Here is a 26,713-nt window from a genome sequence, read left to right on the forward strand (position 1 = left end):
GCTGGCTCCATTGATCGTCGTCGTCCCTGCGAAAGCAGGGACCCACAACCACAGGGCGTCATTGTTGATCCCGATATCGACCCCGACCGCCCAGATCGAAGGGCCGCGGCGTATGGGTCCCCGCTTTCGCGGGGACGACGGACGGTTGGTGTTGCGCGAGGACACCGCGTGATGGCGCCTGTGGTCAACGCAACAGTCGAGAGCGCCCGCCGCGCACTGGCTGCGCAGCTGCAATCGGCCGGCAACAATTCCGCCGAACTCGATGCACGGCTGCTGGTCGGCGCGGCGCTTGGCCTCGATCTGACCGGCATGGTCACGAGAGCGAAACGTACGCTGACCCAGGACGAAGCGGATCGCCTCGAGGGCCTGGCGCGGCGCCGCCTCGCCGGCGAACCGGTCGCGCGCATTCTCGGCATCAAGGAGTTTTGGGGGCTGCCGCTGCATCTGACCGCCGCAACGCTGGTGCCGCGCCCCGACACCGAGACCGTGGTCGAGCGCGCGCTCGAGTTGCTGCGCACCGACGGCGCGGCGGATCGCGCGTTGCGGATCGCCGATCTCGGCACCGGTTCGGGCGCGATCCTGCTGGCGCTGCTCTCGGAACTGCCCCACGCGCATGGCTTCGGCACCGACATCTCCACAGAGGCGCTGCAGACGGCGAGCCGGAACGCCGCCGAACTCGGATTCGCCGATCGCGCGACATGGATCGCGTGCGGCTATGGCAGCGCCCTGACCGGCGCGTTCGACCTGATCGTGTCCAATCCGCCCTACATCCCCTCGGCCGACATCGCCGGCCTCGCCATCGAGGTGCGCGCGCACGACCCGCGCGCGGCGCTCGACGGCGGGGCCGACGGGCTCGACGCCTACCGCGCGCTGATTTCGCAATCTGCGGGTCTTCTGACCTCGGGTGGATTTCTGGTTGTGGAAGTCGGACAGGGCCAGAGCGGCGACGTTGAAGCGCTGATGACGGCTTCCGGGTTATCCCCAACGGGGCCGCCCAAGGCCGATCTCGCGGGCGTTCCAAGGGCCGTTTCAGCCCGCCGGCTGCCCCGATAAAGTCCTATTGGAACGCAAAAAAACCTCTTGGAATATCCCCCGGGAACGACTACGTTCCGCCCACGACATCGGTGCTGGCCCCGTAACCGTTACGGGTGATGACCAGGGTTCAGCAGAGCCCGCCGATCGAAAGGTTCCAGGAACGCAGGTCTCATTGAGCGCAATAGCCGAAGCTGTGCTGCTCTCGACCGCCAAGCGAACGAAAGCCTGTTATTGCGCTTGAACACTTACGCACGAGAACTGGGCCTGTCTCAACGGGCGGAATGATTTTGTCGCTGGCGTGTTTGGCCGGCGGCGGTTGGGGAACGCGTCTTTGCTGAACGCGACTTTGCTGAACGAGATGGTCGGCGACATCGATGCCACTTCGAACGGTATTGCGATTCCGTGTGCCTGGGCGCACGCCGAATCGGACTCTGGGAATTGGAATCTGGGAATCGGACTTCTGAGAATTCGGACTTCTGAGAAATCGGACTGTGGACTGCAATAACTTCAGGGCTGGAATAAAAGGCGACAGATGAGAAACGGTCAGAACAACAAGCGGATGCGCAACCGGAATAACAACAACAATAACAACAACAATAACCGGCGCGGCCAGAATCCCCTGACACGGGTGTACGAATCGAACGGACCCGACATCAAGATCCGCGGCACGGCCTCCCACGTGGCCGAGAAATACGTCCAGCTTGCGCGCGATGCACGCTCCTCCGGCGATCCGGTGGCAGCTGAGAACTACTACCAGCACGCTGAGCACTATTACCGGATCATCGCGGCCGCGCAGGAGCAGTTCCGGCAGAGTCAGCAGCCGCCGCGCCCCGACGCCGAGGTGACGCAGACCGAGGACGGCGACGACGACAGCGACGGCTATTCGAGCTTCGGCCAGGAGCCGGGCTTCGTGCCGCAGCAGCAACAGCCGTTCATGCGCGACAACGGCCAGCAGCCCTACCAGCAGCCGCGGGAGCATCGCGAGCGTGAACAGCAGCCGCGTGAGCACCGCGAACGCGAACATCGTCCGCAGCCGCAGTATCAACCGCTACCGCAGAACCAGCCGCAGCCGGTGGTGGCCGATGCCGGCGGCGTCGATCGCCTGCCCTCGTTCATCACCGGCGGCGCGCAGCCGCAGGTCAACGGTGGCGCCTATGAAGCCAGCAATGGCGGCGCAGAACGCGGCGAACGGAGCGAGCGTTTTCCGCGCCGTCGCCGCCGTCCGCACGGCCCGCGCCCCGATATGGCGGCGCAGCCGGCGCCGAGCGACGACTTCAATCCGGGCAACGAGTAACGCAACTGTGCGGCCACCCTCCCCCTCCAGGGGAGGGTGAATCATTCGTGTCACGTCGTCTTACGACTCCGCGTGACTGGATTTGCGCGTCGCCGTCGAGGACGGCACCAGCACCGGACGCAATGACGGGATCAGTTGCGTGCGCTCGCGGCGCGCCGGGATCGCGCGATAGACCTGCTTGCTCGCTTCCACGATATGCACACCGGCGAACGGCATCGACAGCGCCGCACCGACCCGCTCCCACGCCATCGCCGAGCGCAAGAACCAGCTGCCCTGCACCGGCGGCATGAACAGCGCCTCGCCCCATGACGCCGGCGTGAACCAGGTCTGCCGCAACAGCTGGGTGATCTGCGCCCGCGAATAGGGCCGGCCATGGCCGAACGGCGTGGCATCGGTGCGCGTCCAGACGCCGCGCCTGTTCGGGATAATCGCGATCAGCCGCCCCGACGGTGACAGCACCCGCCACACCTCGCGCAGCAGCCGCTCGGGATCGTCGGACATCTCCAGCGCATGCACCAGCAGCACGCGGTCGACCGCGGCATCCGGCAGCGGCATCGAGAATTCGTCGATCAGGGTCGCCAGCGCCGGCCGGCCGGTCGGCCATTTCAGCACGCCCTGGGCCGCCGGCATGAAGGCGATGCAGCGCTCGCAGGTATCACGGAACAGGCCGAGGTAAGGTGTCGGATAGCCGAGCCCGAGCACGCGCTGGCCTTCCGCGTTCGGCCACCGCGCACGGATGCCACGGTTGATCAGCTGCCGCGCGACGATGCCGAGGCGCTGCGAATAGAAGTCGCGGAGGTCGATGACGTCCATGATCCTAGCCTAACATGCCCGTTACAGCCGGGGAGCGCCGAAATTTGCGTTGCCGCCGGAGCGTTAACGCCATATTTCACCCCTATATTGGGCGAGGTAAGAGCATGATCCGGAAACGGCGACGCCGGCTTTTCGAAAAAAACATGCTCTGAAATGTCCGTCCCGTTTGTTCGTGGAGATATCATGACCGCCGAAATTCGCACCTTCAGCTGCCTCACCGACAATTTCGGGTACCTGATCCACGATCCCGCCACCAAGGCGACGGCATCGATCGACGCGCCGGAGGCCGGCCCGATCATCGAGGCGCTGGAGCACGAAGGCTGGACGCTGACCGACATCCTGATCACCCATCACCATGGCGACCATGTCGGCGGCGTCGCCGAGCTGAAGCAGAAGTACGGCTGCCGCGTCGTCGCGCCGCACGACAAGTCTGCCAAGATCGCCAATGTCGATCTGCGCGCCGCCAATGCCGACGTCATCAAGGTCGGCAGCCTGCTCGCGCGCGTGGTCGAGACCCCCGGCCATACGCTCGACCATATCTCCTATGTATTCGACGGCGAGAAGGCGGTGTTCGCCGCCGATACGCTGTTCTCGATCGGATGCGGCCGGGTGTTCGAGGGCACCTATCCCATGATGTGGGATTCGCTGCTGAAGCTGCGTTCGCTGCCGGACGATTTCCGTCTGTATTGCGGCCATGAATACACCGCCTCCAACGTGAAGTTCGCGCTCACCATCGAGGGCGACAATCCGCATTTGCAGGCCCGCGCCGAGGAAGTGACGAAGCTGCGCGCCGAGAACAAGCCGACGATTCCCGTGCTGCTGGGTGACGAGAAGAAGGCCAACGTGTTCCTGCGCGCCGACGAGCCTGTTGTCGCCGCCAAGCTGCACATGAAGGGCGCCGACCCGGCGCTGGTGTTCGGCGAGCTCCGCGAGCGCAAGAACAAGTCCTGATGTCACAGCTCGCTGCTGCCGACATCATCGCGCGGCTCGCGCTGCAGCCGCATCCCGAAGGCGGGCATTATCGCGAGACGTTTCGCGACCAACGCTGCGACGCCAGTGGACGCGCGCATTCGACCGCGATCTATTTCCTGCTCGCGCGCGGCGAGCGCTCGCACTGGCACCGCATCGACGCGGTCGAGATGTGGCACTACTACGCCGGCGCGCCGCTGACGCTGAAGATCGCGCAGGACGGCGAGCCGCCGCGTTCGATCACCCTGGGGCCGGATGTCGCGAACGGCGAACAGCCCCAGGCGATCGTGCCGGCGGGCGCTTGGCAGGCCGCGGAAAGCAGCGGCGACTGGACGCTGGTCGGCTGCACCGTCGCGCCGGGCTTCGAGTTCGCGAAGTTCGAACTCGCGCCGAAGGGCTGGGAGCCGGCTTCGTAAGGTTTTTACCCCGTCATCCCGAGGTGCTCGCGCAGCGAGCCGCGAAGGATGAACCGGCCACAGGCGGGCCGTCGACCCTTCGAGACGGCCGGGTTGCGGCCTCCTCAGGGTGACGGTGAAACAGGCTCGCTCTACCCATCCTACGTTCTTTTGCCCCTAATCACGGAGCGAACGAGCCAACAGCTCAGCGATTTTCGCCGATAGTACCTGAGCATCGCCTGAAGCCAGCCCTGCCGCCTCCGGATTGAAGTAGGGAGTCATGGAGACGTACAAGCCATCAGGAAGGGCGTGTCGATACGCCCGGTCGCCCACAATCTCATGAAGCTTGGACCAAGCACGCACATCCAATGCCCGCTTTGCTAAATAGAAATCTCGAAACGCGAGACTGCGTTGATCTTTGCGGAGCTCATCCGGATTCTCCAGGGAGTACTCGACGAGTATCGCGCCATACGTAGGGTTCAGAAGACGCGCCCAGTGGACGAACCTCCGGTACGCAATGTTGCCCAGCCTCCGGGCTCTCGGGTCGAGACGCGCCGACGGTCCGCAAAAGGCTTCGCCTTCGGTGCGCAATTCTATTACACCACCACGAACCGCCAATTGCTCAGCCGGCCCAGCGATTCCGATCACGTTCGAGGCCGTGAACTTTCTTGCCGCTCCCTCGAGCGGCGTCTCAGCTCTTACCTTGTCAAGCGCCTGCTCCAGGTTTGCTTCACCTACGAAATAGGCCAGCTCCAAAAACGGTGCGTCCAACATCATTTCCTTCTGGCGCTAGATATTGCGCTGATCTGCCTTTCTTTTGGATCGAAACTCGTCGCGAGCCATCCTCGTGGGATGGGTGGAGCGGAAGCGATACCCATCGATCGTCACGCGACGAAGCATGATGGGTTTCGCTGCGCTCTACCCATCCTACGTTCTTTTTCCTAGTACCATATCTTTCGCTGCGATCAGGCCGCCGCCGGCGATCAGGATCGCTGCGATGGCGATGTTGGCGCTGGGCTTGGCAAAACCCGCCAGAATCAAAAACGCGGTCGAGAGCAGCGGCGTGGCGTAGGACGCGGCGCCGAGCACGCGGATGTCGCCGCGCTTCATGCCGATGTCCCAGGCGAAGAATGCCGCGCCCACCGGACCGATGCCGAGTGCTGCAACCGCGAGCCATTGCAGCGGCGTCGCCGGCCACACCGTGGTTTCCACCAACATGTGCACCAGCGCGGCAAGCACGGCCGTGGCAAGGCAGAAGCCCGCCACCGCATCGGTCGGCACCGCCTTGAGCCGGCGCGACATCACCGAATAGGCGGCCCAGACAAAGGCCGCGACGAAGGCGGCCGCGAAGCCTGGAATCTGCTCCCTCGAGAAGCTGCCGGTGTTGCCGGCGAACAGCAGCACGGTGCCCACAAGGCCCAGCAGCGCGCCGACGACGTGATGGATCGCAAGCCGCTCGCCCGGCAGCAGAGACGAGAACAGCACGATCAGCAACGGCCAGAGATAGTTGAGCAGGCCGGCCTCGGCCGGCGGCGCGAAGCGCAGCGCCAGGAAATACAGCGCGTGATAGCCGAACAGCCCGCCGACACCGACGACCCAGGCGACCAGCGGCTGCTTCAATGCGCCGAACGCTGCGGGACGGAAGAGGAAGCTTGCGAACGCGACCACGGCGCCGATCGCAAACGTCATGGCGGCGAGCTGGAACGCCGGGATCGCCCCGGTCGCGACCGTCATGACCGACAGCAGCGACCACATCAGGATGGCGGTCAGTCCGACAAGGGTGGCAGTTCGGGTCGTCATCTGAACTCAATCCGTCGTGGCCGCCCCGGCCACGTCTCTGCTTCGCGCCTTGCGGTTGTAACGACGAAAATGCCCGGCACAAGGCCGGGCATTACGACGTGATTGATGGCACCTGCGACGCGACGACGCTTCTCGCGTCAGGCGTGATATTGGCCGCCGTTGATGGTCAGCGTCGAGCCGGTAATGAAGCCCGCCTCGTCAGCCGCGAGGAAGACCACGGCACGCGCGATCTCCTCGGGTTCGCCGAGCCGGTTGACTGGAATCTGCGGGATCACGTTCTTCTCGAGCACGTCCTTCGGCACCGCCTGCACCATCTCGGTGTTGATATAGCCCGGGCAGATCACGTTGACGGTGATGCCGCCCTTGGCGTTCTCCAGCGCGAGCGCCTTGGTGAAGCCGATATCGCCGGCCTTCGCCGCGGAGTAGTTGACCTGGCCGAACTGGCCCTTCTGGCCGTTGATCGAGGAGATCGAGATGACGCGGCCGAACTTGCGGGCGCGCATGCCCTCGATCACCTGGCGCGTCATATTGAACAGCGAGCCGAGGTTGGTGTTGATCACGGCATTCCACTGCTCCAGCGTCATCTTGTGGAATGCAGTGTCCTTGGTGATACCGGCATTGTTGACGAGCACGTCGACCGGACCGAGATCGGCCTCGACCTGCTTCACGCCGGCCGCGCAGGCGTCGAACGATGCGACGTCCCACTTGTAGACCGGGATGCCGCTCTCCGCCTTGAACTTCTCCGCCGCGGCGTCGTTGCCGGCGTAGCTCGCCGCCACCTTGTAGCCCGCCGCCTTCATCGCCTTGCTGATTGCAGCTCCAATGCCCCGCGTTCCGCCCGTCACCAATGCAACACGTGCCATGTCCGTTTCCTCCTTGGCCGTCTTTTATAACCGGATCACTCCGGTCCTCGCACTCACTCGACAAAGCGCGATGAGATTAGGCTCAACCGTCATCGCGCTTTAGCTCGCTCTTTTGAGCATGATCCTTTCGGAAAGCCGCTTCATACTTTTCCGGATCATGCTCTCGAAACAAAAATGCCCGGCACAAAGCCGGGCATCTTTTCTATCAGCTCGCGCCGTGGTTGACAGATGATCTTTTCATCACCTAACCGACCTCGCTGCCTCTTGTTCAGTCGCGTGCAACGCACATAGCGATGCCCATGCCGCCGCCGATGCACAGCGTCGCGAGGCCCTTCTTGGCATCGCGCTTCTGCATCTCATGCAGCAGCGTCACCAGCACGCGGGCGCCCGACGCGCCGACCGGATGGCCGATCGCGATCGCGCCGCCATTGACGTTGACCTTGGCCGGATCCCAGCCGAGGTCCTTGTTGACGGCGCAGGCCTGCGCGGCGAACGCCTCGTTGGCCTCGATCAGGTCGAGGTCGGCGATGTTCCAGCCGGCCCTCTTCAGCGCGGCGCGCGAGGCGGGGATCGGCCCGGTGCCCATGATCTTGGGGTCGACGCCGGCCTGGCCCCACGAGACGATGCGGGCGAGCACCTTCTTGCCCTGCTTGGCGGCTTCCTTGGCGGTCATCAGCACGACGGCGGCGGCGCCGTCGTTGATGCCCGAGGCGTTGCCGGCGGTCACGGTGCCGTCCTTCTCGAAGGCGGCGCGGAGCTTGGCCATCGCATCGATCGTGGCGCCATGGCGCGGATACTCGTCGGCGTCGACCACGATATCGCCCTTGCGGGATTTGATCGTGACCGGGACGATCTCGTCCTTGAACCTGCCGGCCTTCTGCGCCGCCTCGGCCTTGTTCTGCGAACCGACCGCGAACTCGTCCTGCTGCGAACGGGTGATCTGGTACTGCTTGGCGACGTTCTCGGCGGTGTTGCCCATGTGGTAGCCGTTGAAGGCATCCCACAGGCCGTCCTTGATCATGGTGTCGATCAGCTGCAGGTCGCCCATCTTGACGCCGCCGCGCAGATATTGCGCGTGCGGGGCCATGCTCATGGATTCCTGGCCGCCGGCGACGACGATTGAGGAATCGCCGTTGAGCAGCGCCTGGTAGCCGAGCGCCACCGTGCGCAGGCCCGAGCCGCAGAGCTGGTTGACGCCCCAGGCCGGGCTTTCCACCGGAATGCCGGCCGCGATCGAGGCCTGGCGGGCCGGATTCTGGCCCTGCGCCGCCGTGAGGATCTGGCCCATGATGACTTCGGAGACCTGACCACCCTCGACGCCGGCACGCTCCAGCGCCGCCTTGATGGCGATCGCGCCGAGGTCGTGGGCCGGCGTGGTGGCGAACGCACCGTTGAAGCTGCCGACCGGGGTGCGGGCGGCGCTGACGATGACGACATCGTCTGACATGGACATCTCCTTTGGGTTGTAGCTGGGTTTCTCGACGGCGGGCGGCCGGGTCGGCGGACCTGTCTCTTAATGACTATCCTGTAAACCTCATTGAGCCATGTCAATCGCGCTGACGCGCAAATCGCGCGCCGCGACGCATTCAAAATGACGTCCTTGGCACTTTCCTGAGCAATACCTTTGCTTTGGGATTAACCGTGCAGCACAAAACGGTAGCCGAACGGCTTTGAAAATGCTTACCTTTGCTGCGATGCGTTGCATTTAGCCCAGCGGCGATGCTGCCGGGTTCCAGGTCCTTCGGTGTTGAAGTGTGAGCCCATGGCAAAATCTGAACAACCGACCACGATCAAGAAATACGCGAACCGGCGGCTCTATAATACCGGTACGAGCACCTATGTGACGCTCGAGGATCTCGCGGCGATGGTGAAGGAAGGCGAGGATTTCCTCGTTTATGACGCCAAGACCGGCGATGACATCACCCGCTCCGTGCTCGCGCAGATCATCTTCGAACAGGAGAACAAGGCCGGGCAGAACCTGCTGCCGACCACCTTCCTGCGCCAGCTGATCCGGTTCTACGGCGACAGCATGCAGATGGTGGTGCCGAAATATCTCGAGCAGTCGATCGATACGCTGACCCGGGAACAGGAGAGATTCCGCAAGCAGATCGCAGGCGCCCTGAGCGGGACGCCGTTTGCTCCCCTGGAAGAACAGGTCCGCCGCAACATGGAGCTGTTCCAGCAGACCTTCTCGATGTTCAAGCCGTTCGTGCCGCAGCGCGGCGGCACTGAAGCCGAGAAGGCGCCGGAGCCCGCGGCCGACGACGGCAACATCGACGACCTTCGCCGCCAGATGAAGGACATGCAGGAACGCCTCGAGCGCATGTCACAGCCGACGAAGAAGGACGAATAGGTCTCGTTCTTGCGCGCTACTCACCCCATCGTCGTCCCGGCGAATGCCGGGACTCAACCACAAATGCTTGTTGATTGAACGAGGCGTCTGCCAGGTCGCCTCATTGAGAAGCCGCGGCGTATGGGTCCCGGCTTTCGCCGGGACGACACCGTTAATTTGGCGAACAGATCAGCCCGCGGCTGGCACGGCCTTCTCCGCCGGAGCGTTCCACGGCCGGTCCGGTGAAGCGAGGCCGATCAGGCGGCCCTGGATGAAATCGCAGCCCCATTCGCGCAGCATCACGGCGGCTTCTTCGTCCTGCACCCATTCGGCGACGGTCTTGATTTCAAGGCGGCGCGCGAGATCGATCAGCGTCTGCACGAAGGCGCGGTCGTCGGCCGAACGCACGATGTTCTGCACGAAGGCGCCGTCGATTTTGACAATATCGACGCCAAGCTTGCGCAAATTGCGGAACGAGGTGTAGCCGGCGCCGAAATCGTCGATCGCGATTCGGCTGCCGAAATTCTTCAGCCGCGTGACGAAGCCGCGGACGTCGTCGATGTCCTGGATCGCGACCGTCTCGGTGATCTCGACGATCAGCCGCTCGCCGACGCCGGGATGCGCGCGCATCAGCGATTCGATGGTGGCCCACCAGTCCGGATCCATCGTGGTGTCCGGCGAGATGTTGAGGCTGAGCTGAACACCAGGGGCGGCGGCGAGCTCGGCGATCGCAAGCTCCAGCACGCGATGATCGACCATCCGGATCAGGCCGAGCCGCTCGGCGACCGGCACGATATCGGGCGCGAGCAGCGCCCTGCCGTCCTCCTGCTCCATGCGGACCAGGCACTCGTAGAACGAAGGCTGCCGCGAACGCGCATCGACCACCGGCTCGAAGCCGATCAGGATGCGGCGCTCGTTCAGCGCGGTGACGATCTCGTCGGTGACGCGGATGTTGACGCGGCGCTGGGCATCGCGCTCGACGTTCGGCTTCCACAGCGCGAACGATCCGGCGCGGCGGCTCTTGGCGGCGTCCAGCGTCTCCTGGGCACGATTGACCGCCTCCTCCGCAGACTTCGCGTGGCGCGGGATGGTGACGGCGCCGATCGAGACCGTTACCGACACCGGGCCGGATCTGGTCGGCACCACCTCGTCGCGCACCGCGGCGAGGAAACGCTCGGCGGCCACGTTGGTGTCGTCGACTGTACAGTTGCGCAGGATCAGCCCGAACTTGTTGCCGGAGAAGCGGCCGAGCATGTCGCCGCTGCGCAGCCGCGCACGAATCCGTTTCGCCACCTCGGCGATGACGGCGTCCGCGACATCGAAGCCGAACGCATCATTGACCCGCGCCAGATGATCGATGCCGATCAGCATGAACGCGCAGGAGGTGCGGAAGCGCGCGCACTCCTCGATGGTCTCGGCGAGCGAGGCGATCAGATGGGTGCGGTTGAGCTCGTTGGTCAGCGGATCGTGCCGCGACAGCTTCACGAGCTGCTCGTCGCGGGCATGCCGTTCATTGTTGATGCGAACGACGCCTTGCACGCGCGCCGGCTTGCCGTCGGCGCCGGCAAACCAGCAGCCGGTCTCCTCGATCCAGATTAACGGCGCTGAGGTGACGGCCCGCACGCCGTATTCGATCCGGTAGGGAACCCCCTCGCCGCCCCGCACCGTTCCAGTCTGGCCGAGCGCATCTGATCGAACCGAGCGCATTGGCTCGATCAGCTTTGCGAGCTCGCCGCCGCTCGCAAGCGCAGCGACCGGAATGTCCGGGAAGACCGTCGCCACATTGTCGCTCCAGGCAATCGCGTCGGTCGCCAGGTCCCAGGCGAATGTCGCTTGGCCGAGCGAGGCGAGGATGCTGGCAGCTGGCGGGACAGGGGGCATCGACTATGTCTCGATTTGGGACGGCACCCGGTGATTCTACACATCCTCAAGATAGTGGTTCCGGTGAATCCAACGCTAGGAGAACTTGATAAATAATCTGGAAACCACGTTTTCGACTGCCGTGGAACGAACTGGGGATGACGGGCATGACCCTTGCCATGAGGGTGTTGCAGAGGGACGCAACGTCCCAAATGATGACGCTCCAACGGGTCGCAGGCGATGCGCGATATCGATCAATCAGAGGTCCTGGACGGCGAGTTCACAGATACTGCCGGGGCGACCGGCACGGCTCTGGTGCCGCTGGCCGCGACCACCCATTGGGCGCCCAAGATCCCGCTGGCGCATGCCGATCCGTCGTTTGTGGCCCATCTGATCGCCACCGCCGCCCACGAGCCGCAGACCTGCTGGCTGCGGCGTGGGTCATTGGCTGACGCGCAGAGCGCCTACGGCCCGCATCTCGACGAACGCCGCAGCGTCGCGCGGCGCACCAGGCAAATCATCTAGAAGGTCAAACGCCGCACTGCGATCAATGCGCCTTGACGGGCCGGTTGCCGTGGCTGTCCTGCGGCACGCCGCGGCGCAGCGACATGTGGGAATGGATTCCGAGCCAGCGCCCGTCGGCCTGACGCGCGAGAATGATCGTCGCCCGTCCCGGCCGGTCGAAGCGGCTGCCGTCCGCATGGAAGCCGGTGCTCGTCCACGGCGTGATCACCGTCGCCATGCCGCCGTCGGCGCTGATCAGCACCTGCGTATGCGCGAGATCGAAGGCGAAATCCGCGGTGCGGGGCCAGACATTGTCCCATTGCATCTCGGTCCAGCGCGCACGGCCGTGGATGAGCTCCTGATAGGTGCCGAACGAGATGATGTCCGAATGCCAGAACGGACGGGCGGCAGCATAGTCGACCGCCCTGACGCAGGCGGCGAACCGTTCGAGCCAGTCGAAGATCGATTGAGTGGTCGTTGAATCGGCGATCGGAAGGGCCGTTTCTCCGCTCATGATCGTCCTCGAAAAGGGTCTAGCGCTGCGGCGTGTCCGACGGTGGCTGGCCGCCGGGCTGCAAATCCGGCAAATTGACCGTGGGCTTTGGCGCGGACTGATCGAGCAGCACAGATTCCGCAACTGACGTCGCTGGCGGGACCGGCGCGGCGGGCGCCGGTGTGACGACGGGTGCAGGCTCCGGCCGCGGCAGCACAGGCGCCACCGCGGGCGAGGGTCGTGGCGTCTCGACCGTGGCGGGCTGCGACTTGCTGACCGGCGCCGGTGCTGCGGGCGCGACCACCGCGCGGCGGCGGGTGCGCAGCGCAATTCCGGAAATGAAATCGACCAGCGCCAGCAGCGTCAGCAGGCAATAGGTCGAGTTGCCGAATTTCGGCCAGAGCACGAATTCGGCGGCCGCCGCGCCGAACACGATCAGCGACAGGAGATGGTCGGTGAGATATTTCGCGCCGGGGCGCGCGCCCTTGATGACCTCGAGCAGCAACAACAGCACACCGGCGGCAAGCAGCATGTCACTGAGCGTGATCTGCCACTGCTCGCCCGACAGCAATGTCAGCCTGATCAGCGGGTCCGTGAACGACACGCCGGGCATCAGGAAGGCGATGATGTTGTAGACCGCGAGCGGAACGAGCAGCAGCGGAAAACCGACCATCGGGGCTTGCGCCTTATTCAGGGAGAACCAGCAATGCGGCGATGCTCATTGGCCTCGCCGCCGACGCGCCCGTCTTGGCCGCACTCGTTGGCCGAATTCAGGCGCAGCGCCGTCTTGATTGGAGGATGATTTCCGCGCAAACGCCTTTGGCGTTTGTCGCGAGGGAAAACCGCTACGCACTTTTCCGGATCATGCTCCCGCCTGCGGCGCGAAAGCCGAAGGTCCGATCAGGACTCTTTCTTGGCCTTCAGGACCTGGCGGCCCTTGTACATGCCGGTCTTCAGGTCGAGGTGGTGCGGACGGCGCAGTTCGCCGGAGTCCTTGTCCTCGACATAGGTCGGGGTCTTGATCGCATCGGCCGAACGGCGCATGCCACGGCGCGACGGCGAGGTTTTTCTTCTGGGAACGGCCATGACGGTGTCCTCTAGGGTGTTGCGGAGGCATCGTCCGAAATGCGGACGGGCTCAGCGCTTCGAAGCGCAAGCTGCGATGCCGGTAAGGCCGCGCTTATAGAGGAAGGGACCGCGTAAATCTAGGCCCGGAGACAGCAAAATCCGCCCGAAATCGCGCTCAAGAGCCGCGATTTTCGCGCCAGCAGCGCGTCACGGTGTTGGCCCGGGCCATGTAGGTGCCGGACAGCCTGCGGACCCCCGGACCCGGGTTCCGGGCACTCCTTTTGACCGGATTCGGCAGGATCGCCGCCAAAAGCGCCGCCTCCCGGGGTGACAGCTCTGCCGCCGACCGGCCAAAGGCATATTGGGCACCGGCCTCGGCCCCGAACTGCCCGGACGGCCCCATTTCCGCGATGTTGAGGTAGATTTCCAGAATCCGCTGTTTCGGCAGCACGAAATCGATCCACAGCGCCAGCGGCAGTTCCAGTCCCTTGCGGATCACGCTGCGGCCGGGCCACAGGAACAGGTTCTTGGCCACCTGCTGGGTGATGGTCGAGCCGCCGCGGGCCGCCTCACCATCCCCGGCGTCGTCGATCACCTCGCGCAGCGCGCCCCAATCGACGCCCCGATGCTTGCAGAAATGGGCGTCCTCCGAGCCGACCACGGACCGCGGCAGCGACGGCGACATGGCGCCGAAATCGATCCAATGCCGTGAGACCGGCGCCCCTCGCAGGGTCCGCCACGCCATCAGGGCCGAAACTGGCTGACCGGTGCGGTAGAACGGCGTCACCAGATAGGGCAGCAACAGCAGGGCCAGCAAAAGCAGCAATAAAATCCGGACAATGCGCAAAGCTGGGGTTTCCGGGGAGGACCTTTCCAGGGAGGATTTGGGACCCGCCAGCCAGAACACGGCCGGCGCCGTCAGACGTCTGCGGGATAATTCACGGTTTTCCAGCACTTTTAAGGCGCAATCCGTCGCAGGCCGGGAATTGACGAAGCCGATCCCATCAACGATTGTCCGGCCGAAAATCGATCTGGAGCAATTCTTAATGACGACCGGTACTGCAGAGTTTTCCAAGCGGCTGGACCAGACCGCGGAGGATACCGAAGCCCTGCTCGCCAAACTGCTGTCCGATGCGACCGAGAGCGACGAGATCGTGCGCCCGAAGCGGCTGATCGAGGCCATGCGCTATTCGAGCCTCGGCGGCGGCAAGCGGCTGCGGCCGTTCCTCGCGGTCGAGAGCGCCGCGGTGTTCGGCATCCCGCGCGAACCCGCCCTGCTGGTGGGCGCAGCGCTCGAATGCATCCACTGCTACTCGCTGATCCACGACGATCTGCCCGCGATGGACAATTCCGATCTGCGCCGCGGCCGCCCGACCCTGCACAAGGCCTATGACGACGCCACCGCGATCCTCGCCGGCGACGCGCTGCTGACGATCGCCTTCGACATCATCACCCGCGATGCGATCCACAAGGACGCCCAGGTGCGCCTGCTCTTGACCCGCGCGCTGGCGCGCGCCTCCGGCGTCGGCGGCATGGCCGGCGGCCAGATCCTCGACCTCGCCGGCGAAGGCCGCTTCGGCGACCGCGAACCGGTCGACGTCGCGCGCCTGCAGCAGATGAAGACCGGCGCGCTGCTCCGCTTCGGCTGCATCGCCGGCGCGATCCTCGGCCAGTCCTCGCAGAAGGAATACCAGGCGCTCGACGATTACGGCAAAGCGCTCGGCGAAGCCTTCCAGATCGCCGACGATCTGCTCGACGTCGAGGGCGACGCCGCCGCGCTCGGCAAGCCGGCAGGCGCGGACGCGGCGCTCGGCAAGACCACATTCGTCACCCAGCTCGGCATCGACGGCGCCAAGCAGCGCGTGAGCGACCTGCTGGCCCGCGCCGACGCCGCGCTGTCGGTGTTCGGCAACCGGGGCGACGTGCTGCGCGCGGCCGCCCGCTTCGTTGCCGAGCGCAAGAACTAGCCGAAAGCAAAGCGCGAAATGAGCGAGGAGTTCGACGATCGCCTTGTTCGTTTCCGCAAGCTGCCGCTGCCGGTCCGCGTGGTGGTGGGCCGGCCGCGCACCTTCGTCTCGGTCGCGGTCGGAATCGCCGTCGCGCTGCTGATCCCCGGATCGACGCGCCTCGTCACCCGCATGCTCGCCGGCTGGGACGCCTTCGCCGCGCTCTATCTCGTGCTCGCCTATGTGATGATGCTGCGCTGTGGCGTCGCCCACATCAAGCGCAGCGCCATATTGCAGGACGATGGCCGTTTCCTGATCCTGCTGCTGACCGCGTTCGGCGCGCTGGCGAGCCTGCTGGCCATCGTATTCGAACTCGGCGCATCCAAGGGCAACCCGGCCGGACTGGCGGTGGCAATCGTCACCATCACGCTGTCATGGACGGCGGTCCACACCGCGTTCGCGCTGCACTACGCCCACGAGTTCTACCGCGGCAAGACGCCCGGCGGATTGCAGTTTCCGAGCGGCGATGCGCATACCGACGCCGATTACTGGGATTTCGTCTATTTCTCGTTCGTGATCGGCATGACCGCGCAGGTCTCCGACGTCGGCATCACCGACAAGATCATCCGCCGCACCGCGACCGTGCACGGCATCATTTCGTTCATGTTCAATACCGCGCTGCTGGCCCTGATGGTGAATATCGCAGCGAGCGCGATCTAGCCGCTGAGAGCTAGTTGCAGACCTCGACATTGCCGACGTTGCCGCCGGGACCGCCGCCGCCGCGATACTCGAGATGACAGCCATGCCTGACCGGACGGCACAGATAGGCATCGCACATGATCTGACCGCTGCCGCCGCCTTCCGCCCTGGCGCGGCCCTGCGGGCGCGGAATGTCTGCGGACGGGATCTGTGGCTCGCGCTGGGGACGGAAGGCGCGTTCGCGGTCACGGCGCGACGGTCGCTCGTCGCTGTCGCGCTTGGCGACAGGCTTCCGCTCACGCCGCTTCTCGCATTCATTGTCGTCGTTGAGGAACGAGCCCTCGGCGCACACGATCCTGCTGCAGCGATCGCCGTCAGCCTTGTAGCCGCGCTCGCAGACCAGCGGACAGACCCGGGACTGCCTCAGCTTGACGGCATCGAGGGTGTCGACGCTCGCGGTCTTGATGTCGAGCTTGGTGCCGGCATAGCGGTTGAACAACGTCAGCGAGCGCTGCGAGGCTGCGTTCCAGTCGCCATCGACGGTACCGGTCAGGCAGCCGACGCGGCGCAATTCGGTCTGCACCGATTTGACCACGTCCACCTCGGGTGACCCGGTGGCCAATGCGGCCACGGTCGTAGTCTTCTCGGGAGCAGCCGGCGGTGCGACCGCGGCCTGCGTTGCCGCTTGATCGGGAACCGCCTTGTCCGTCGCGGCACGATCGGCCAGCGCAACATCCGCCTGCCGCTTCTGCTCGGCGGCCGCGGCCTGTTCCTGAGCGACCTGCTTGGCCCGTTCCGCGGCAACACGCGCCGCTTCGGCAGCCTTTGCGTCGGCCTCGGCCTTGGCCTGCTGCGCCTTCTGTGCGCCCTCGGCGGCGAGCCGGGCGCGCTCCTGCGCGGCCAGACGCGCCTTCTCGGTGGCGGCCACGCGCGCATCCTCGGCGGTAAACTTCTCCAGCTGCAGCCTGGCGAGACTGGCGTAATAGCCGCTCGGATATTGGGCGAGGAAGGCGTTCATCGCGCTCTTATTGCCGATCTGCAGCGCCAGCTCGTAATCGCGACGGGCCTCCGACTGCGGTGTCGGTGCCGGCGCTGTGGGCGCGGCAGCAGCAGCGGCGGGTGCCGGCTTGGCCGGTGCCGGCACCAGCGGCACGTCCTCGCCGCCGAGCGAGCCATAGACGAACGGCTCCTGGCGGTTGTTCGTGGTCTTCAGCACCTCGTCGCGGACATAGCCGAAGGCGCGGCGGACATCGAGACCGGGGGTCGGCAGGAACTTCGACAGCGCGATCGTGAACGGGCTGTTCTTGCCGTCGCCGTCGGCCGCGGTCGAGCCGGCCTTCGCAGAATAGGCGATCAGCACGTTCGGGCTGGTCGGCTCGACCTTGGCGAGCCCCTGCCCGATCGCCCGGGTCGCCAGCGTCCGCTTCATGGTCTTGGCAAACGGATTGTCGCGGCAGGCATCGAGGATCACCAGCCGCAGTCGCCTAGCCGGTTCGATCGCGACCAGGATGCGGTCGAGCGAGAACGCCTCGTCATAGACGTCGGTATCGCGCTCCAGCCGCGCGTCGACCGGGATCAGATAATTGGCGCCGTCCACCTCGATGCCGTGGCCGGCGTAATAGACCAGCGCGATATCGGCATCGCGGGCGAGGTCGGCGAATTCGCGCAGCGCGCGGCGGGTTTCGACGGCCGGGAGGTCCTTGCGGAAGTCGACCACGTCGAAGCCGGCATTCTTCAACGTCGCGGCCATCACCGAGGCGTCGTTGACCGGGTTGGCCAGCGGCGCCGTGTTCCGATAGGCCGAATTGCCAAGCACCAGCGCCACGCGCTTCTCGGCGAAGGCGGGCTGGCAGGCGATCAGCAGCAAGGCCGCCACAGCGAGCAGCAACCGATTCAAGCTCAAGAACCCAGACCCGTTCATGGCGACACTCTGGCCGTTTTCTAGCATGCAGGTCCGTTTACCAGAAGCAGCCGGGGTGCTTTGTGAGGCGCCTCACGATCCGCGACGGCGTGGACCATGCCATCCTGACTGTTAGTCGGCGAAACAGACCGGCGGTTCGGATTTGGCCGGTCGCGCGATTTCGTGCACGATCGCGGCAACAAGAACAGAAGCACGGAGGACATGATGCAGGGCACAAGCGTGGCGGTTCCAGCCGCCAGAGCCGGCAAGGTCCGCAGCACGGCACGAGCCCTCCTCGCCCTCGCGCTGTTGGCCGGCTGCGCCGCGGGCTGCGGCCTGGTCGATGCCGTATTCGACGGCTTCAAGCACGCCAGGGCCGTGGAGCAGGATCTCCTTGCAACGATCGGGGTCAAACCGGCGGTTGGCTTCAACTGGCACAATGGCCGGCTCACGTCTGTGACCGTCACCTTCCCTGGCCTGCTGCAGGACAAGCCGTTGCAGGAACTTGCCGACGCCGCGCGCAGCGCGGTTGGGAAGGAATTCAAGCAACGCGCCGACAACGTCGTGCTCGCCTTCGCGTTGGGACCATCCGCGACCGTTGCCGCGCAAGCGGACCAAGCCCAAGACAAGAATTGACGTCACGCGGATTTATTCCCCGCCTTGCGTGACGTGCTCCTGATATTGCGGCAGGTCGTCCAGTATCTCGTACCAGGGCGCCTTGGAGCCGACGAAGATATGCGCGGTCGGCCGGATCGTCGGCGCATCGCGCAGCGTACCCATCGTGACATGGACATAGCCGCCGTTACGGACGCGCGAATAGAGCAGCGACCCGCAACGGCCGCAATGCGCGTCGTGGGTGAGCTCGTCGCCGTAGATCAAAAGACCCTCGGCGCCGCCGGTGACGGTAAATTTTTCGCGCACGATTCCCGCGAACGGCTTGAACGCCGAGCCCGTGGTGCGCCGGCAGTTCGAGCAGTGACAATTCAGCGCATAGGTGAACGCGTCGGCGACTTCGTAGCGCACGTCGCGGCAGAAGCATTCGCCGGTCAGAATAGTTTCGCTCGAACTTGCGTTCGAATTTGCAGATGCGGTCACAACTCACTCCTCACGCGGAATTTTATCACCGACCATGGCGCAATCCGGCGGTTCATGGCTAAATCCTAAGCCCTTTCTGTTCCGATTGAATCGGAACGGGGGCTCTTGATTCTTGTTTGACGCGTTTTCTTCACGCGAACCGGTACCCGCTTCGCTCGAAAGCGCTCTAGTCAACCAAAACCCTGCCGGGAGGACCACCCAATGAACCAAGAACGATCCAGCGTCGAGAGCGTCGTGCAAACCTATTTCGACGGCCTCTACGAGAGCAATGCCGACAAGCTCGCGACGGCCTTTCATCCCAGTGCCGACCTGCGCTGGGTGGACAAGGGCGAGCTGAAGGTCCTCAGCGTGCCGGACTGGCTCGCTTTGGTGCGCAAGCGGCCATCGGCGAAGGCCGAAGGCAAGCCGCGCGAGGACTTCATCGTCACCATCGACCGCTCCGACGACAACACCGCCTTCATCAAGGTGCGCTGCCAGCTGCCGCCGCGCTATTTCACCGACTATCTGGTGGCCATGAAGCTCACCGATGGCTGGCAGATCGTCTCGAAGTCCTACCGCTACGATCAGCGGGACTGACCGGCGGCCCCACCGCATCCCTGCGACGGCTTTGTGACACGCCCCAACGGTCCGGCTCCGGCCGGACCGCATTGACTGGCGCGGGTTTCCGGGCGAATTGAGCCCATTATGGAAGCCAAGTTTCAGATCTTTCTCACTTTGCTCGGCGTGCTGGCGGGAACCGCCCTGGCGGCGCGGCGGACCGACATCGCGCCGGCGATCCTGCTCCTGCTGGTCGGCATCGTGCTCGCCTTCGTGCCGGGCATGCCGTCGCTGGAACTGCCGCCCGAGCTCGTGCTTCTGGTGGTGCTGCCGCCACTGATCTATTCGGCAAGCGTCGCGATGAGCTGGCGCGAGTTCAAGGCCAATCTGCGGCCGATCATCCTGCTCTCGGTCGGCTGCGTGATCTTCACCGCCTTCATGGTGGCGGCCGCGACCCACTATCTGATCGGGCTGCCCTGGAGCATCGGCTTCCTGCTCGGGGCGATCGTCGCGCCGCCGGACGTGGTCGCACCGCTCGCAATCGCGCGCAAGCTCGGCATGCCCCGCCGCATCCTGGTCGTGCTCGAGGGCGAAGGCCTCGCCAATGACGCGACCGCGCTGATCCTCTACCGCTTCGCGCTGGCCGCCATCACCACCGGGCTGTTCTCGCTGCCGAAGGCGACCGGCACGTTCCTCGTCATCGTTGCCGGCGAGATCGCGTTCGGCACCGCGGTCGGCTGGCTCAGCCTGCGCGCCCGCCGCCGCGCCAGGGATCCCCAGGTCGAGATCACGCTGTCGCTGATCACGCCCTATCTCGCCTACTGGATCCCCGAGCATTTCGGCGGCAGCGGCGTGATCTCAACCGTCGCCTGCGGCCTCTATATGAGCTGGAACGGACCGCTGCTGATCTCGGCCGCGACGCGCCTGCAGGGCATCTTCTTCTGGGACTTGATCATCTATCTGATCGAGGGCCTGCTGTTCCTCTTGACCGGCTTCCAGATGCGCTCGCTGTACGAGAAGTCGAAGGCGTTCCCGCTGCACGACATCCTGACCGCGACCGCGCTGGTCGCCGTCATTGTGATCGTCGCGCGCTTCCTCTGGGTGTTCCCCGGCACCTATCTGCCGCGCTGGATCAGCGCCCGCGTGCGCGAGCGCGATCCGCTGCCGTCGTGGCGGGCGGTGTTCGTGGTCGCCTTCACCGGCGTGCGCGGCGCGGTCTCGCTCGCCGCGGCACTTGCGCTGCCGCTGACATTGCCCGGTGGCGAGGCCTTCCCGTATCGCGACCTGATCCTGTTCGTCGCCTTCGGCGTGATCTTCGTAACCCTGGTCGGCCTCGGCCTCGGATTGCCGCCGGTGGTGCGCGTGCTCGGCCTCGCCAAGGACGGGCGCAGCGAGCATATCGCCGAGCACGAGCAGGAAATCGAGGCGCGGCGCGAGGCGCTGAACGCCGCGCTGAAATCGCTCGACGCCATCACCGACGACCGCGAGCTCTCCGACGAGGTGATCAAACTGCTGCGCTCGCGCCACGAAATCCGCATCAACCAGCTGCCTGATACGCTCGATCCCGACAAGCACGACGTCTCCGCCGCCGGCACCGCGCTGACGCGGGAGCTGATCGCCTCCGAGCGCAAGTTCATCCACATGCTGCTGCGCGACGGCAAGATCACCGACGAGACAAGGCGGCGCATCGAACGCGACCTCGACCTGGAGGAGGCGAGCCTCTCCAACCGCGAGTACCGCAGGATTCCGCTGTAGCGAACTCGACCCCACGTCGTCCCGGCGAAGGCCGGACCCCCATAACCACCGTTGCAGGTTTGGCGAAGGTTGGGCCCACAGCGCGCTTCGACAATTCGCGCTGGTGGTTGATGGTGTGGACGGCCCCCTACGGCATCAGTGTGCCAGAATGAGGTTGTTGTAAATCTCAGACAAGGAGACCGTCCGTGAGAGAGATTATCCGTATTGGGATGGATACGTCGAAGCATATTTTTGTGCTGCATGGAGTTGACGCGGCGGAACAGCCGGTGTTGCGCAAGAAGCTGTCGCGCAAGCAGGTGCTTGAGTTTTTTGCCAAGCTTCCGCCGACCGTGATCGGGATGGAGGCCTGCGGGGCGGCTCATTACTGGGGGCGCGAGCTTGGCAAGCTTGGCCATGAGGTGAAGCTGATAGCGCCGCAGTTGGTGAAGCCTTATGTGCTGCGGAACAAGAACGACGGGCGAGATGCGGATGGGGTGTGCGAAGCGATGGGCCGACCGCGGATGCGGTTTGTGCCGGTGAAGAGCGCCGAACAGCAGGCCGCGCTGATGCTTGCAGGTGTCCGCGATGGGCTGATCGGCCGCCGTACCCAGCTCAGCAATGCGATCCGCGGCTACGCGGCGGAGTTTGGCCTGATCGCGCCGAAGGGGTTGGACAAGATCGAGCCGCTGTTGGCCCGGATCACGCAGGACGAGAGCGTTCCCGCTATGGCGCGCGAGCTGTTCGCCATGCAGGGCCGTGACTATGCGCAGTTGCAGGGTGAGCTGAAGGCGGTCGAGGCCAGGCTGCTGGCCTGGCACCAGGCCAACGCCACAAGCCGTCGTCTGGCCCAGATCCCCTCGGTCGGTCCGATCATCGCGACCTCGCTTGTGATGAAGACGCCGGACCCGCACGCCTTCCGCTCCGGCCGCTTGTTCGCGGCCTGGCTCGGCCTGACGCCCAAGGACCATTCCACCGCCGGCAAAACCAGGCTCGGCAAGATCACCCGCGCTGGCGACGAGACCCTGCGTCGCCTGCTCGTGGCCGGGGCGACCGCGGTGATCCGGCAGGCAAGGCTCGGGCGCGGCCACCCCTCGCGCTGGCTCGTGGCGTTGCTCAGGCGCAAGCCGCCGAAGCTTGCGGCCGTGGCGCTCGCCAACAAGGTGGCCCGCATCGCCTGGAAGCTGATGGCGACCGGCGAGAGCTATGATGCCGCACGCATGAACGCTGTCACCTAACAGGTCGGCCGGCCGGACGTAGCGCTCGCCGGACGAACCGGAGCTGCAAGAGCAGATGGAATGATCGATCGATCCAGAACGCGAGACAAGCCGCGGGACCCATTGGCCTTCACAAGGTCGCCAGGTTGTTTGGCACTCGCGTCGCGGAAACCATCTTGGCCCAGCGATCAACACGATCGCATCAAACAGGCCGGACATATGGATGACAGCGATCCGACCAATCCCAGAAAGCTCTTGTGCCACGAGGGCCGTCCACATATGGGTCCCTGCTTTCGCAGGGACGACAGTGTCCCTACTCCGCCGCCGCGTTCTGCCCGGGACCGCCGACGAAGCCCGCCGGATCGCCGAACCGCTCGATCATCACGGCCGTGAGATCCTTGGTCTTGCTGGTGACACAGGCGCCGGAGCGCACCGTGTAGCGATCCTGGTGCGTCGCGTGCGGCGGCGCCTCGCCCTTTTGCAGCGCGCGGGCCGCCTCCATCACCAGCTTGCGGAAGTGCATGATGCCGAGATCGGTCGGGCCGAGATGCTCGCGGGTGCGGTCGGCGATCGGGCCCTGGCTGTCCTGCACCGCGGCGTCCTGCTCGGAGACGCCCTTGATCCCGGTGTAGCTCTTGGTCCGCTGCAGTTGGCGATCGATCAGATAGTCGTTTGCCTTGTTGCGCAGCGGCACATAGTTCTCGTCGACGACAGCCATCACGCCGTTGCCATTGGCATAGCCGTCGCGTTCGGCATCGGTCAGCGGCCGGTGCGGATTCCAGGCGTAGGTGTAGATCCAGCAATTGGTGTCGCTGACCGGCACGAAGGTCTGGCCGAACATGTTCTCGCCCGGCATCGAGCTCGGCGCATAGCTGTGGAACGGCATCAGGAACTGGGCGATGCGCCAGTAGATGTTGTCGCTGCCGGTCAGCCGTCCGCCCGCGACCGTCAGGCCGGCCTCATGCGGATTGATCTTGATCACCGGCCGCGGATCCTCGGCGATCCAGCGCATGTGGTCGGTCGCGACCCGCGTCAGCGGGTTGACGAAATGCTTCTTGATGTCGAGGATCTCGTTCTCCTCCTTCTCGAAGGAGAGATGCGCGAAGGTGAAATGTGCGGTGTCGATCGAGCCTTCCACCGCCTGCACCCAGTTGCAGTCCTGCCACTTCTTGGTGACGAAGCGATGCGAGGCCGGCAGCAGCGCCATCTCCAGAGCCGGCAATTCGGGCATCACCTCGGCGGGGCCCATATAGGCCCAGATCATCTCGCCCCATTCGCGCACGGGATAGGACTTGATGCGGATCAGGTCCTTGGCGTTGAGGTCCGGATAGGAGGTCGGCATGTCGACGCAGCGGCCGTCGGTGTCGAACTTCCAGCCGTGATAGACGCAGCGGATGCCGCATTCCTCGTTGCGGCCGAGCCAGAGATTGGCGCCGCGGTGCGGGCAATACTGATCGATGACGCCGACCACGCCCCTCGAGTCGCGGAAGGCGAGCAGCTCCTCGCCCATGACCACGATCTTCTTCGGGTCGCCGTCCGGCTCCGGCAGCTCTTCCGACAGCAGCACCGGAATCCAGAACCGGCGCAGCAATTCGCCCATTCCCGTTCCAGCACCGGATTCGGTGAGGAATTTGTTGTCTTCGGCGCGGAGCATGGCGTTTCCCCGGGAGTTGTTCTTGATTTTCCCGGAGCTTGGCGTAGCCGATGCGCGGCGTCAATGCGATTGGCTGCGCGGCCGGCAGCCCTGTCCCGCGCGCTGATGGATTTACACCCATTCTCTACGCCGGCCGGTCCGCGCCCGCGCAAAGGGGTTCAAGGCAAGCTGGCCCTCGAGCTCACGGCTTCACGTAGGCCCATCCCTTCTCCTGCAGTTCCATCACGCGCACGACGCCGGACTTCACGACTTCCGCCTGCTTGATGATCGGGATCGACTTGTTCTCGGCCTTCTGCATCTTCTCCTGGGTGTTGCCGCAGGCCTTGAACGACACCTCGGGTGAACTGAGGGCCATTTCCTCGATGCGAGCCTTCACCGGCGACGTATCCTCGCGGAGCATGTGCAGGCCCGGGCCGAACGTGACCACCTCGATCTTCACCTTTTCGCCAAGGCCCTTGTAATACTCGGCCACGTTCGTTGCGTTGTTGAGCGTGAGATTCATGGCGGCAGGATCATTGCTGTTCACCTGCAGCACCAGATGATGCTCCTTCCCTTTCGGCGCCGCCGGATCGTGCATGCGCGCAAGTGCCGCGCGCTTGCGCATTTCGGCGGCGGATCGCGGCGTTTCAGATTTCCGGGCGTTGCTCGCCGGGGCAGTCGTGGACTGCGCAGTCGGCACCCAGTACTTCCCACTTTGCTCGGCCACCGCCAAGGACGTGGAAGCCAGCATAGCGATGGCAGCCATCGCAACAAATTTCGCAACAGACTCAAGATTGCACATTAGGGATCTCCATCTCGAAAAAACGGCGAACACACTTTTTCAATTGCCGGGCCTTGCGACAGCGAGCGGCCATTTGCAGGTCGCAGCCATCCTCGCTCGTATCGCGTCCAGCCCCGCGAGCGAGAATGTTGCATCATGGGCAGCCCCGGCACCGGGTGAGAGGTGGACAGCAAGGACCGCGTTGTCGGGAAGCGATTGCAACAAGCGAACGGCATCGCCCGCGACGGCGACGCCGGAACCAGCCGCCGGCACGGTGGCAGCGACCTGCACAGGCCGACCGTCGTTGATGCGGTAGGAGATCACATAGCCGTCGCCCCGGCCGGAGATCGCAGGCCCCACAAAGGACAATTCGGTCCGCCCGCCGCGACACCGGATCGACAGCTTCATGGACGAATCGACCGAATCGGACGTCGTTGCAGTGGCGATCGGTGAATAATCGACCGGAGACGTCGTCTCGCTGACCGTCCAGTTGTCCGCTCTCGACGCTTCGCGGCGGGCCGGCGCAGTGGCGCGCGACAGCTTGTCGAGGCACTCCAGACGCGCTTCACGTTGCAGCTGAGAACAGGCCCGAAGCTGTGCCATGGGATCTTCCACCCCTTGCGCCAGGGCAACGCCGTTGACGACGGCGATTGCCGCAAGAAGCGGGGCGGTGATCCTGGTCATCGCGATGCCCGTGCCGTCGCCGACTGACGGTCGAGCCACGCCTGCGCGGCAGGGAAGCGCGCGAGACCGGGCACGGTCGCTCCGAGATTGATCGATTTCCACTTCGGGTCGAAGCCGGGTCCCTGCAGCTTGTCGATACGCGAGAACAGATGATCGACGAAACGCGCAACACGCTCAAACCGGTTGGTGTTGGCCGGCCAATTGAAGGCGACGAGAGCGGTCGGCACGGCGATCGTGGCCACACGATCACCCGGCTTGATCAGATTTGGGTAATCGGCGGCATCGAGCGCTGCCGGCAGATAATAGTCCTCGAACTTGCTGTCATACGGGACCGGCAGGAACTTGAACCCCGTTTCGAATCGGCCTTTCACAAAGGCATCGACCGGCTTCGAGGTAATGAAGACGACGGCCGCCATTTCGCCCTTCCGCATCTGCTCGAGCGCGATCTGGTGCGGAATGAACGTTTTCTCGATCTCGATGCCGAGGCGACTGAAAATCAGCGGACCCGAATAGGCCGCGGCGGTACCCTGGCTGTTGAAGTTCACCTTCTTGCCGGCGAGGTCGGCCAGACTCTGAATCTCCGGCCGCACGAAGATATGCAGCTCGGACGGAAACAGATTCAGGACGTAGGTAATCCGTCGCTGGATGTCCGGCACCTGGCTCTTGTATTCCTCCAGTGCGTCGGAATTGATGATCGCCGCGTCGATGCCGCGCAGATACAGCAGCGAGTTCAGATTCTCCACGGGCCCTCGCGTCACGACGGGCAGAACGTGCAGATTGTCGCCGTCATCGACCACGCGGGCCATCTCCGCGGCCAGGCGTATCGGCGCGCCCTCGAGCAGGCCGCCGGCGAGGCCCACGGTCCAGGCATTCACGGCCAGTACCTCGGGCCTGGGTTGGGGCGGTTCGGCTCGGATCAGGCGAGCCTTGTGGGGCTGACCATGTTGCGGCCGCGCATCCGCCGCGGGCGGCTGCGGCACCACGAGCAACGACACCAGGGTCGCAAGCAGGAACAGCGGACGCAATCCGGTAGATCTATTCATCGAGCAACTCCTTTGCACGAC

At 64.8% G+C, this 26,713-nt stretch carries 28 protein-coding genes; 12 read left to right on the top strand and 16 right to left on the bottom strand.

Going from position 1 to position 26,713, the window contains the following annotated elements:
- The first annotated feature begins 171 nt into the window (after positions 1-171).
- Together prmC and HU230_RS31365 are read left to right on the top strand one after the other, a co-directional pair.
- Positions 172-1,053 carry a peptide chain release factor N(5)-glutamine methyltransferase gene (gene prmC / locus HU230_RS31360; protein ID WP_176528502.1) on the top strand — a complete coding sequence of 294 codons (882 nt, stop codon included), beginning with the start codon at positions 172-174 and terminating at the stop codon, positions 1,051-1,053.
- A gap of 514 nt (positions 1,054-1,567) precedes the next feature.
- Complete coding sequence (locus HU230_RS31365; protein WP_176528501.1) at positions 1,568-2,329, top strand: DUF4167 domain-containing protein; 762 nt, start codon at positions 1,568-1,570, stop codon at positions 2,327-2,329.
- 60 nt (positions 2,330-2,389) lie between these two features.
- Here the strand turns inward: HU230_RS31365 and HU230_RS31370 are convergent, their stop codons facing one another.
- Positions 2,390-3,142 (bottom strand): class I SAM-dependent methyltransferase, encoded by a 753-nt coding sequence (locus HU230_RS31370; protein ID WP_176528500.1) that lies wholly within the window; start codon positions 3,140-3,142, stop codon positions 2,390-2,392.
- A 183-nt stretch (positions 3,143-3,325) separates the two neighbouring features.
- On the opposite strand from HU230_RS31370, the gene gloB reads away from it, so the two are divergent.
- The gene (gloB, locus tag HU230_RS31375; protein ID WP_176528499.1) at positions 3,326-4,093 is read left to right on the top strand and encodes a hydroxyacylglutathione hydrolase; all 768 of its coding nucleotides are present in this window, start codon (positions 3,326-3,328) and stop codon (positions 4,091-4,093) included.
- On the top strand, positions 4,093-4,527 hold the full coding sequence (locus HU230_RS31380; protein WP_176528498.1) for a cupin domain-containing protein: 435 nt from the start codon (positions 4,093-4,095) through the stop codon (positions 4,525-4,527). Before gloB ends, HU230_RS31380 begins: the two co-directional genes overlap by 1 nt.
- Positions 4,528-4,683: 156 nt before the next feature.
- Here the strand turns inward: HU230_RS31380 and HU230_RS31385 are convergent, their stop codons facing one another.
- The 4 genes from HU230_RS31385 to HU230_RS31400 form a co-directional block, all read right to left on the bottom strand.
- On the bottom strand, positions 4,684-5,280 hold the full coding sequence (locus HU230_RS31385; RefSeq protein ID WP_176528497.1) for a hypothetical protein: 597 nt from the start codon (positions 5,278-5,280) through the stop codon (positions 4,684-4,686).
- 153 nt (positions 5,281-5,433) lie between these two features.
- Positions 5,434-6,306, bottom strand: a complete 873-nt coding sequence (gene yddG / locus HU230_RS31390; RefSeq protein WP_176528496.1) for an aromatic amino acid exporter YddG — start codon at positions 6,304-6,306, stop codon at positions 5,434-5,436.
- A 137-nt stretch (positions 6,307-6,443) separates the two neighbouring features.
- Positions 6,444-7,169, bottom strand: coding sequence for an acetoacetyl-CoA reductase (gene phbB / locus HU230_RS31395; protein WP_092120223.1), 726 nt, complete (start codon positions 7,167-7,169; stop codon positions 6,444-6,446).
- 268 nt (positions 7,170-7,437) lie between these two features.
- A complete protein-coding gene (locus HU230_RS31400) occupies positions 7,438-8,616 on the bottom strand; it encodes an acetyl-CoA C-acetyltransferase (protein ID WP_176528495.1) in 1,179 nt (392 codons plus the stop codon).
- 315 nt (positions 8,617-8,931) lie between these two features.
- Here HU230_RS31400 and phaR point away from each other — a divergent pair, with 315 nt between their 5' ends.
- On the top strand, positions 8,932-9,522 hold the full coding sequence (gene phaR / locus HU230_RS31405; protein WP_176528494.1) for a polyhydroxyalkanoate synthesis repressor PhaR: 591 nt from the start codon (positions 8,932-8,934) through the stop codon (positions 9,520-9,522).
- Positions 9,523-9,690: 168 nt separating this feature from the next.
- Here phaR and HU230_RS31410 read toward each other — a convergent pair whose 3' ends face one another.
- A complete protein-coding gene (locus HU230_RS31410) occupies positions 9,691-11,382 on the bottom strand; it encodes a putative bifunctional diguanylate cyclase/phosphodiesterase (RefSeq protein ID WP_176528493.1) in 1,692 nt (563 codons plus the stop codon).
- Positions 11,383-11,601: 219 nt separating this feature from the next.
- Here HU230_RS31410 and HU230_RS31415 point away from each other — a divergent pair, with 219 nt between their 5' ends.
- The gene (locus HU230_RS31415; RefSeq protein WP_176528492.1) at positions 11,602-11,886 is read left to right on the top strand and encodes a hypothetical protein; all 285 of its coding nucleotides are present in this window, start codon (positions 11,602-11,604) and stop codon (positions 11,884-11,886) included.
- 22 nt (positions 11,887-11,908) lie between these two features.
- Here HU230_RS31415 and HU230_RS31420 read toward each other — a convergent pair whose 3' ends face one another.
- From HU230_RS31420 to mtgA, 4 genes are all read right to left on the bottom strand, one after another.
- The gene (locus HU230_RS31420; protein WP_176528491.1) at positions 11,909-12,379 is read right to left on the bottom strand and encodes a YybH family protein; all 471 of its coding nucleotides are present in this window, start codon (positions 12,377-12,379) and stop codon (positions 11,909-11,911) included.
- Positions 12,380-12,398: 19 nt separating this feature from the next.
- Positions 12,399-13,031, bottom strand: coding sequence for a hypothetical protein (locus HU230_RS31425; RefSeq protein WP_176528490.1), 633 nt, complete (start codon positions 13,029-13,031; stop codon positions 12,399-12,401).
- 227 nt (positions 13,032-13,258) lie between these two features.
- Positions 13,259-13,444 carry a 50S ribosomal protein L32 gene (rpmF, locus tag HU230_RS31430; RefSeq protein ID WP_021077536.1) on the bottom strand — a complete coding sequence of 62 codons (186 nt, stop codon included), beginning with the start codon at positions 13,442-13,444 and terminating at the stop codon, positions 13,259-13,261.
- A 157-nt stretch (positions 13,445-13,601) separates the two neighbouring features.
- Positions 13,602-14,273, bottom strand: a complete 672-nt coding sequence (mtgA, locus tag HU230_RS31435; protein WP_176534791.1) for a monofunctional biosynthetic peptidoglycan transglycosylase — start codon at positions 14,271-14,273, stop codon at positions 13,602-13,604.
- Between the two features lie 199 nt (positions 14,274-14,472).
- On the opposite strand from mtgA, the gene HU230_RS31440 reads away from it, so the two are divergent.
- Both HU230_RS31440 and HU230_RS31445 read left to right on the top strand, forming a co-directional pair.
- Positions 14,473-15,393 carry a polyprenyl synthetase family protein gene (locus HU230_RS31440; RefSeq protein WP_176528489.1) on the top strand — a complete coding sequence of 307 codons (921 nt, stop codon included), beginning with the start codon at positions 14,473-14,475 and terminating at the stop codon, positions 15,391-15,393.
- A gap of 18 nt (positions 15,394-15,411) precedes the next feature.
- Entirely contained in the window at positions 15,412-16,092 is a 681-nt protein-coding gene (locus HU230_RS31445) for a DUF1345 domain-containing protein (RefSeq protein WP_176528488.1), read from the top strand.
- Between the two features lie 10 nt (positions 16,093-16,102).
- On the opposite strand, the gene HU230_RS31450 is transcribed toward HU230_RS31445, so the two are convergent.
- Positions 16,103-17,992, bottom strand: a complete 1,890-nt coding sequence (locus HU230_RS31450; RefSeq protein WP_176528487.1) for a caspase family protein — start codon at positions 17,990-17,992, stop codon at positions 16,103-16,105.
- A 204-nt stretch (positions 17,993-18,196) separates the two neighbouring features.
- On the opposite strand from HU230_RS31450, the gene HU230_RS31455 reads away from it, so the two are divergent.
- Entirely contained in the window at positions 18,197-18,607 is a 411-nt protein-coding gene (locus HU230_RS31455; RefSeq protein ID WP_224943745.1) for a hypothetical protein, read from the top strand.
- Positions 18,608-18,619: 12 nt separating this feature from the next.
- Here HU230_RS31455 and HU230_RS31460 read toward each other — a convergent pair whose 3' ends face one another.
- Positions 18,620-19,066 carry a GFA family protein gene (locus HU230_RS31460; RefSeq protein ID WP_176528486.1) on the bottom strand — a complete coding sequence of 149 codons (447 nt, stop codon included), beginning with the start codon at positions 19,064-19,066 and terminating at the stop codon, positions 18,620-18,622.
- A 201-nt stretch (positions 19,067-19,267) separates the two neighbouring features.
- Between HU230_RS31460 and HU230_RS31465 the strand changes: the two genes are divergently transcribed.
- From HU230_RS31465 to HU230_RS31475, 3 genes are all read left to right on the top strand, one after another.
- Positions 19,268-19,642 carry a nuclear transport factor 2 family protein gene (locus tag HU230_RS31465; protein WP_176528485.1) on the top strand — a complete coding sequence of 125 codons (375 nt, stop codon included), beginning with the start codon at positions 19,268-19,270 and terminating at the stop codon, positions 19,640-19,642.
- A 108-nt stretch (positions 19,643-19,750) separates the two neighbouring features.
- Positions 19,751-21,358, top strand: a complete 1,608-nt coding sequence (locus HU230_RS31470) for a Na+/H+ antiporter (RefSeq protein ID WP_176528484.1) — start codon at positions 19,751-19,753, stop codon at positions 21,356-21,358.
- A 185-nt stretch (positions 21,359-21,543) separates the two neighbouring features.
- A complete protein-coding gene (locus tag HU230_RS31475; RefSeq protein ID WP_176528479.1) occupies positions 21,544-22,572 on the top strand; it encodes an IS110 family RNA-guided transposase in 1,029 nt (342 codons plus the stop codon).
- 292 nt (positions 22,573-22,864) lie between these two features.
- On the opposite strand, the gene HU230_RS31480 is transcribed toward HU230_RS31475, so the two are convergent.
- The 4 genes from HU230_RS31480 to HU230_RS31495 form a co-directional block, all read right to left on the bottom strand.
- A complete protein-coding gene (locus HU230_RS31480) occupies positions 22,865-24,205 on the bottom strand; it encodes a Rieske 2Fe-2S domain-containing protein (RefSeq protein ID WP_176528483.1) in 1,341 nt (446 codons plus the stop codon).
- A gap of 181 nt (positions 24,206-24,386) precedes the next feature.
- A complete protein-coding gene (locus tag HU230_RS31485; protein WP_224943747.1) occupies positions 24,387-24,917 on the bottom strand; it encodes a DsrE family protein in 531 nt (176 codons plus the stop codon).
- Positions 24,918-25,025: 108 nt separating this feature from the next.
- Positions 25,026-25,649: a hypothetical protein gene (locus tag HU230_RS31490; protein ID WP_176528482.1), complete on the bottom strand. Its 624-nt coding sequence runs from the start codon at positions 25,647-25,649 to the stop codon at positions 25,026-25,028.
- On the bottom strand, positions 25,646-26,692 hold the full coding sequence (locus HU230_RS31495) for a TAXI family TRAP transporter solute-binding subunit (RefSeq protein WP_176528481.1): 1,047 nt from the start codon (positions 26,690-26,692) through the stop codon (positions 25,646-25,648). The genes HU230_RS31490 and HU230_RS31495 overlap by 4 nt, the downstream gene beginning before the upstream one ends.
- Positions 26,693-26,713 lie beyond the last annotated feature (21 nt).

Origin of the sequence: Bradyrhizobium quebecense (genome assembly GCF_013373795.3) — a bacterium.
GTDB classification, from domain to species: Bacteria; Pseudomonadota; Alphaproteobacteria; order Rhizobiales; family Xanthobacteraceae; genus Bradyrhizobium; species Bradyrhizobium quebecense.

Coding starts and splice junctions, on each gene's coding strand:
- prmC (WP_176528502.1), top strand. CDS start 172: ATGGCGCCTGTGGTCAACGCAACAGTCGAGAGCGCCCGCCGCGCACTG.
- HU230_RS31365 (WP_176528501.1), top strand. CDS start 1,568: ATGAGAAACGGTCAGAACAACAAGCGGATGCGCAACCGGAATAACAAC.
- HU230_RS31370 (WP_176528500.1), bottom strand. CDS start 3,142: ATGGACGTCATCGACCTCCGCGACTTCTATTCGCAGCGCCTCGGCATC.
- gloB (WP_176528499.1), top strand. CDS start 3,326: ATGACCGCCGAAATTCGCACCTTCAGCTGCCTCACCGACAATTTCGGG.
- HU230_RS31380 (WP_176528498.1), top strand. CDS start 4,093: ATGTCACAGCTCGCTGCTGCCGACATCATCGCGCGGCTCGCGCTGCAG.
- HU230_RS31385 (WP_176528497.1), bottom strand. CDS start 5,280: ATGTTGGACGCACCGTTTTTGGAGCTGGCCTATTTCGTAGGTGAAGCA.
- yddG (WP_176528496.1), bottom strand. CDS start 6,306: ATGACGACCCGAACTGCCACCCTTGTCGGACTGACCGCCATCCTGATG.
- phbB (WP_092120223.1), bottom strand. CDS start 7,169: ATGGCACGTGTTGCATTGGTGACGGGCGGAACGCGGGGCATTGGAGCT.
- HU230_RS31400 (WP_176528495.1), bottom strand. CDS start 8,616: ATGTCAGACGATGTCGTCATCGTCAGCGCCGCCCGCACCCCGGTCGGC.
- phaR (WP_176528494.1), top strand. CDS start 8,932: ATGGCAAAATCTGAACAACCGACCACGATCAAGAAATACGCGAACCGG.
- HU230_RS31410 (WP_176528493.1), bottom strand. CDS start 11,382: ATGCCCCCTGTCCCGCCAGCTGCCAGCATCCTCGCCTCGCTCGGCCAA.
- HU230_RS31415 (WP_176528492.1), top strand. CDS start 11,602: ATGCGCGATATCGATCAATCAGAGGTCCTGGACGGCGAGTTCACAGAT.
- HU230_RS31420 (WP_176528491.1), bottom strand. CDS start 12,379: ATGAGCGGAGAAACGGCCCTTCCGATCGCCGATTCAACGACCACTCAA.
- HU230_RS31425 (WP_176528490.1), bottom strand. CDS start 13,031: ATGGTCGGTTTTCCGCTGCTGCTCGTTCCGCTCGCGGTCTACAACATC.
- rpmF (WP_021077536.1), bottom strand. CDS start 13,444: ATGGCCGTTCCCAGAAGAAAAACCTCGCCGTCGCGCCGTGGCATGCGC.
- HU230_RS31440 (WP_176528489.1), top strand. CDS start 14,473: ATGACGACCGGTACTGCAGAGTTTTCCAAGCGGCTGGACCAGACCGCG.
- HU230_RS31445 (WP_176528488.1), top strand. CDS start 15,412: ATGAGCGAGGAGTTCGACGATCGCCTTGTTCGTTTCCGCAAGCTGCCG.
- HU230_RS31450 (WP_176528487.1), bottom strand. CDS start 17,992: ATGAACGGGTCTGGGTTCTTGAGCTTGAATCGGTTGCTGCTCGCTGTG.
- HU230_RS31455 (WP_224943745.1), top strand. CDS start 18,197: ATGCAGGGCACAAGCGTGGCGGTTCCAGCCGCCAGAGCCGGCAAGGTC.
- HU230_RS31465 (WP_176528485.1), top strand. CDS start 19,268: ATGAACCAAGAACGATCCAGCGTCGAGAGCGTCGTGCAAACCTATTTC.
- HU230_RS31470 (WP_176528484.1), top strand. CDS start 19,751: ATGGAAGCCAAGTTTCAGATCTTTCTCACTTTGCTCGGCGTGCTGGCG.
- HU230_RS31480 (WP_176528483.1), bottom strand. CDS start 24,205: ATGCTCCGCGCCGAAGACAACAAATTCCTCACCGAATCCGGTGCTGGA.
- HU230_RS31490 (WP_176528482.1), bottom strand. CDS start 25,649: ATGACCAGGATCACCGCCCCGCTTCTTGCGGCAATCGCCGTCGTCAAC.
- HU230_RS31495 (WP_176528481.1), bottom strand. CDS start 26,692: ATGAATAGATCTACCGGATTGCGTCCGCTGTTCCTGCTTGCGACCCTG.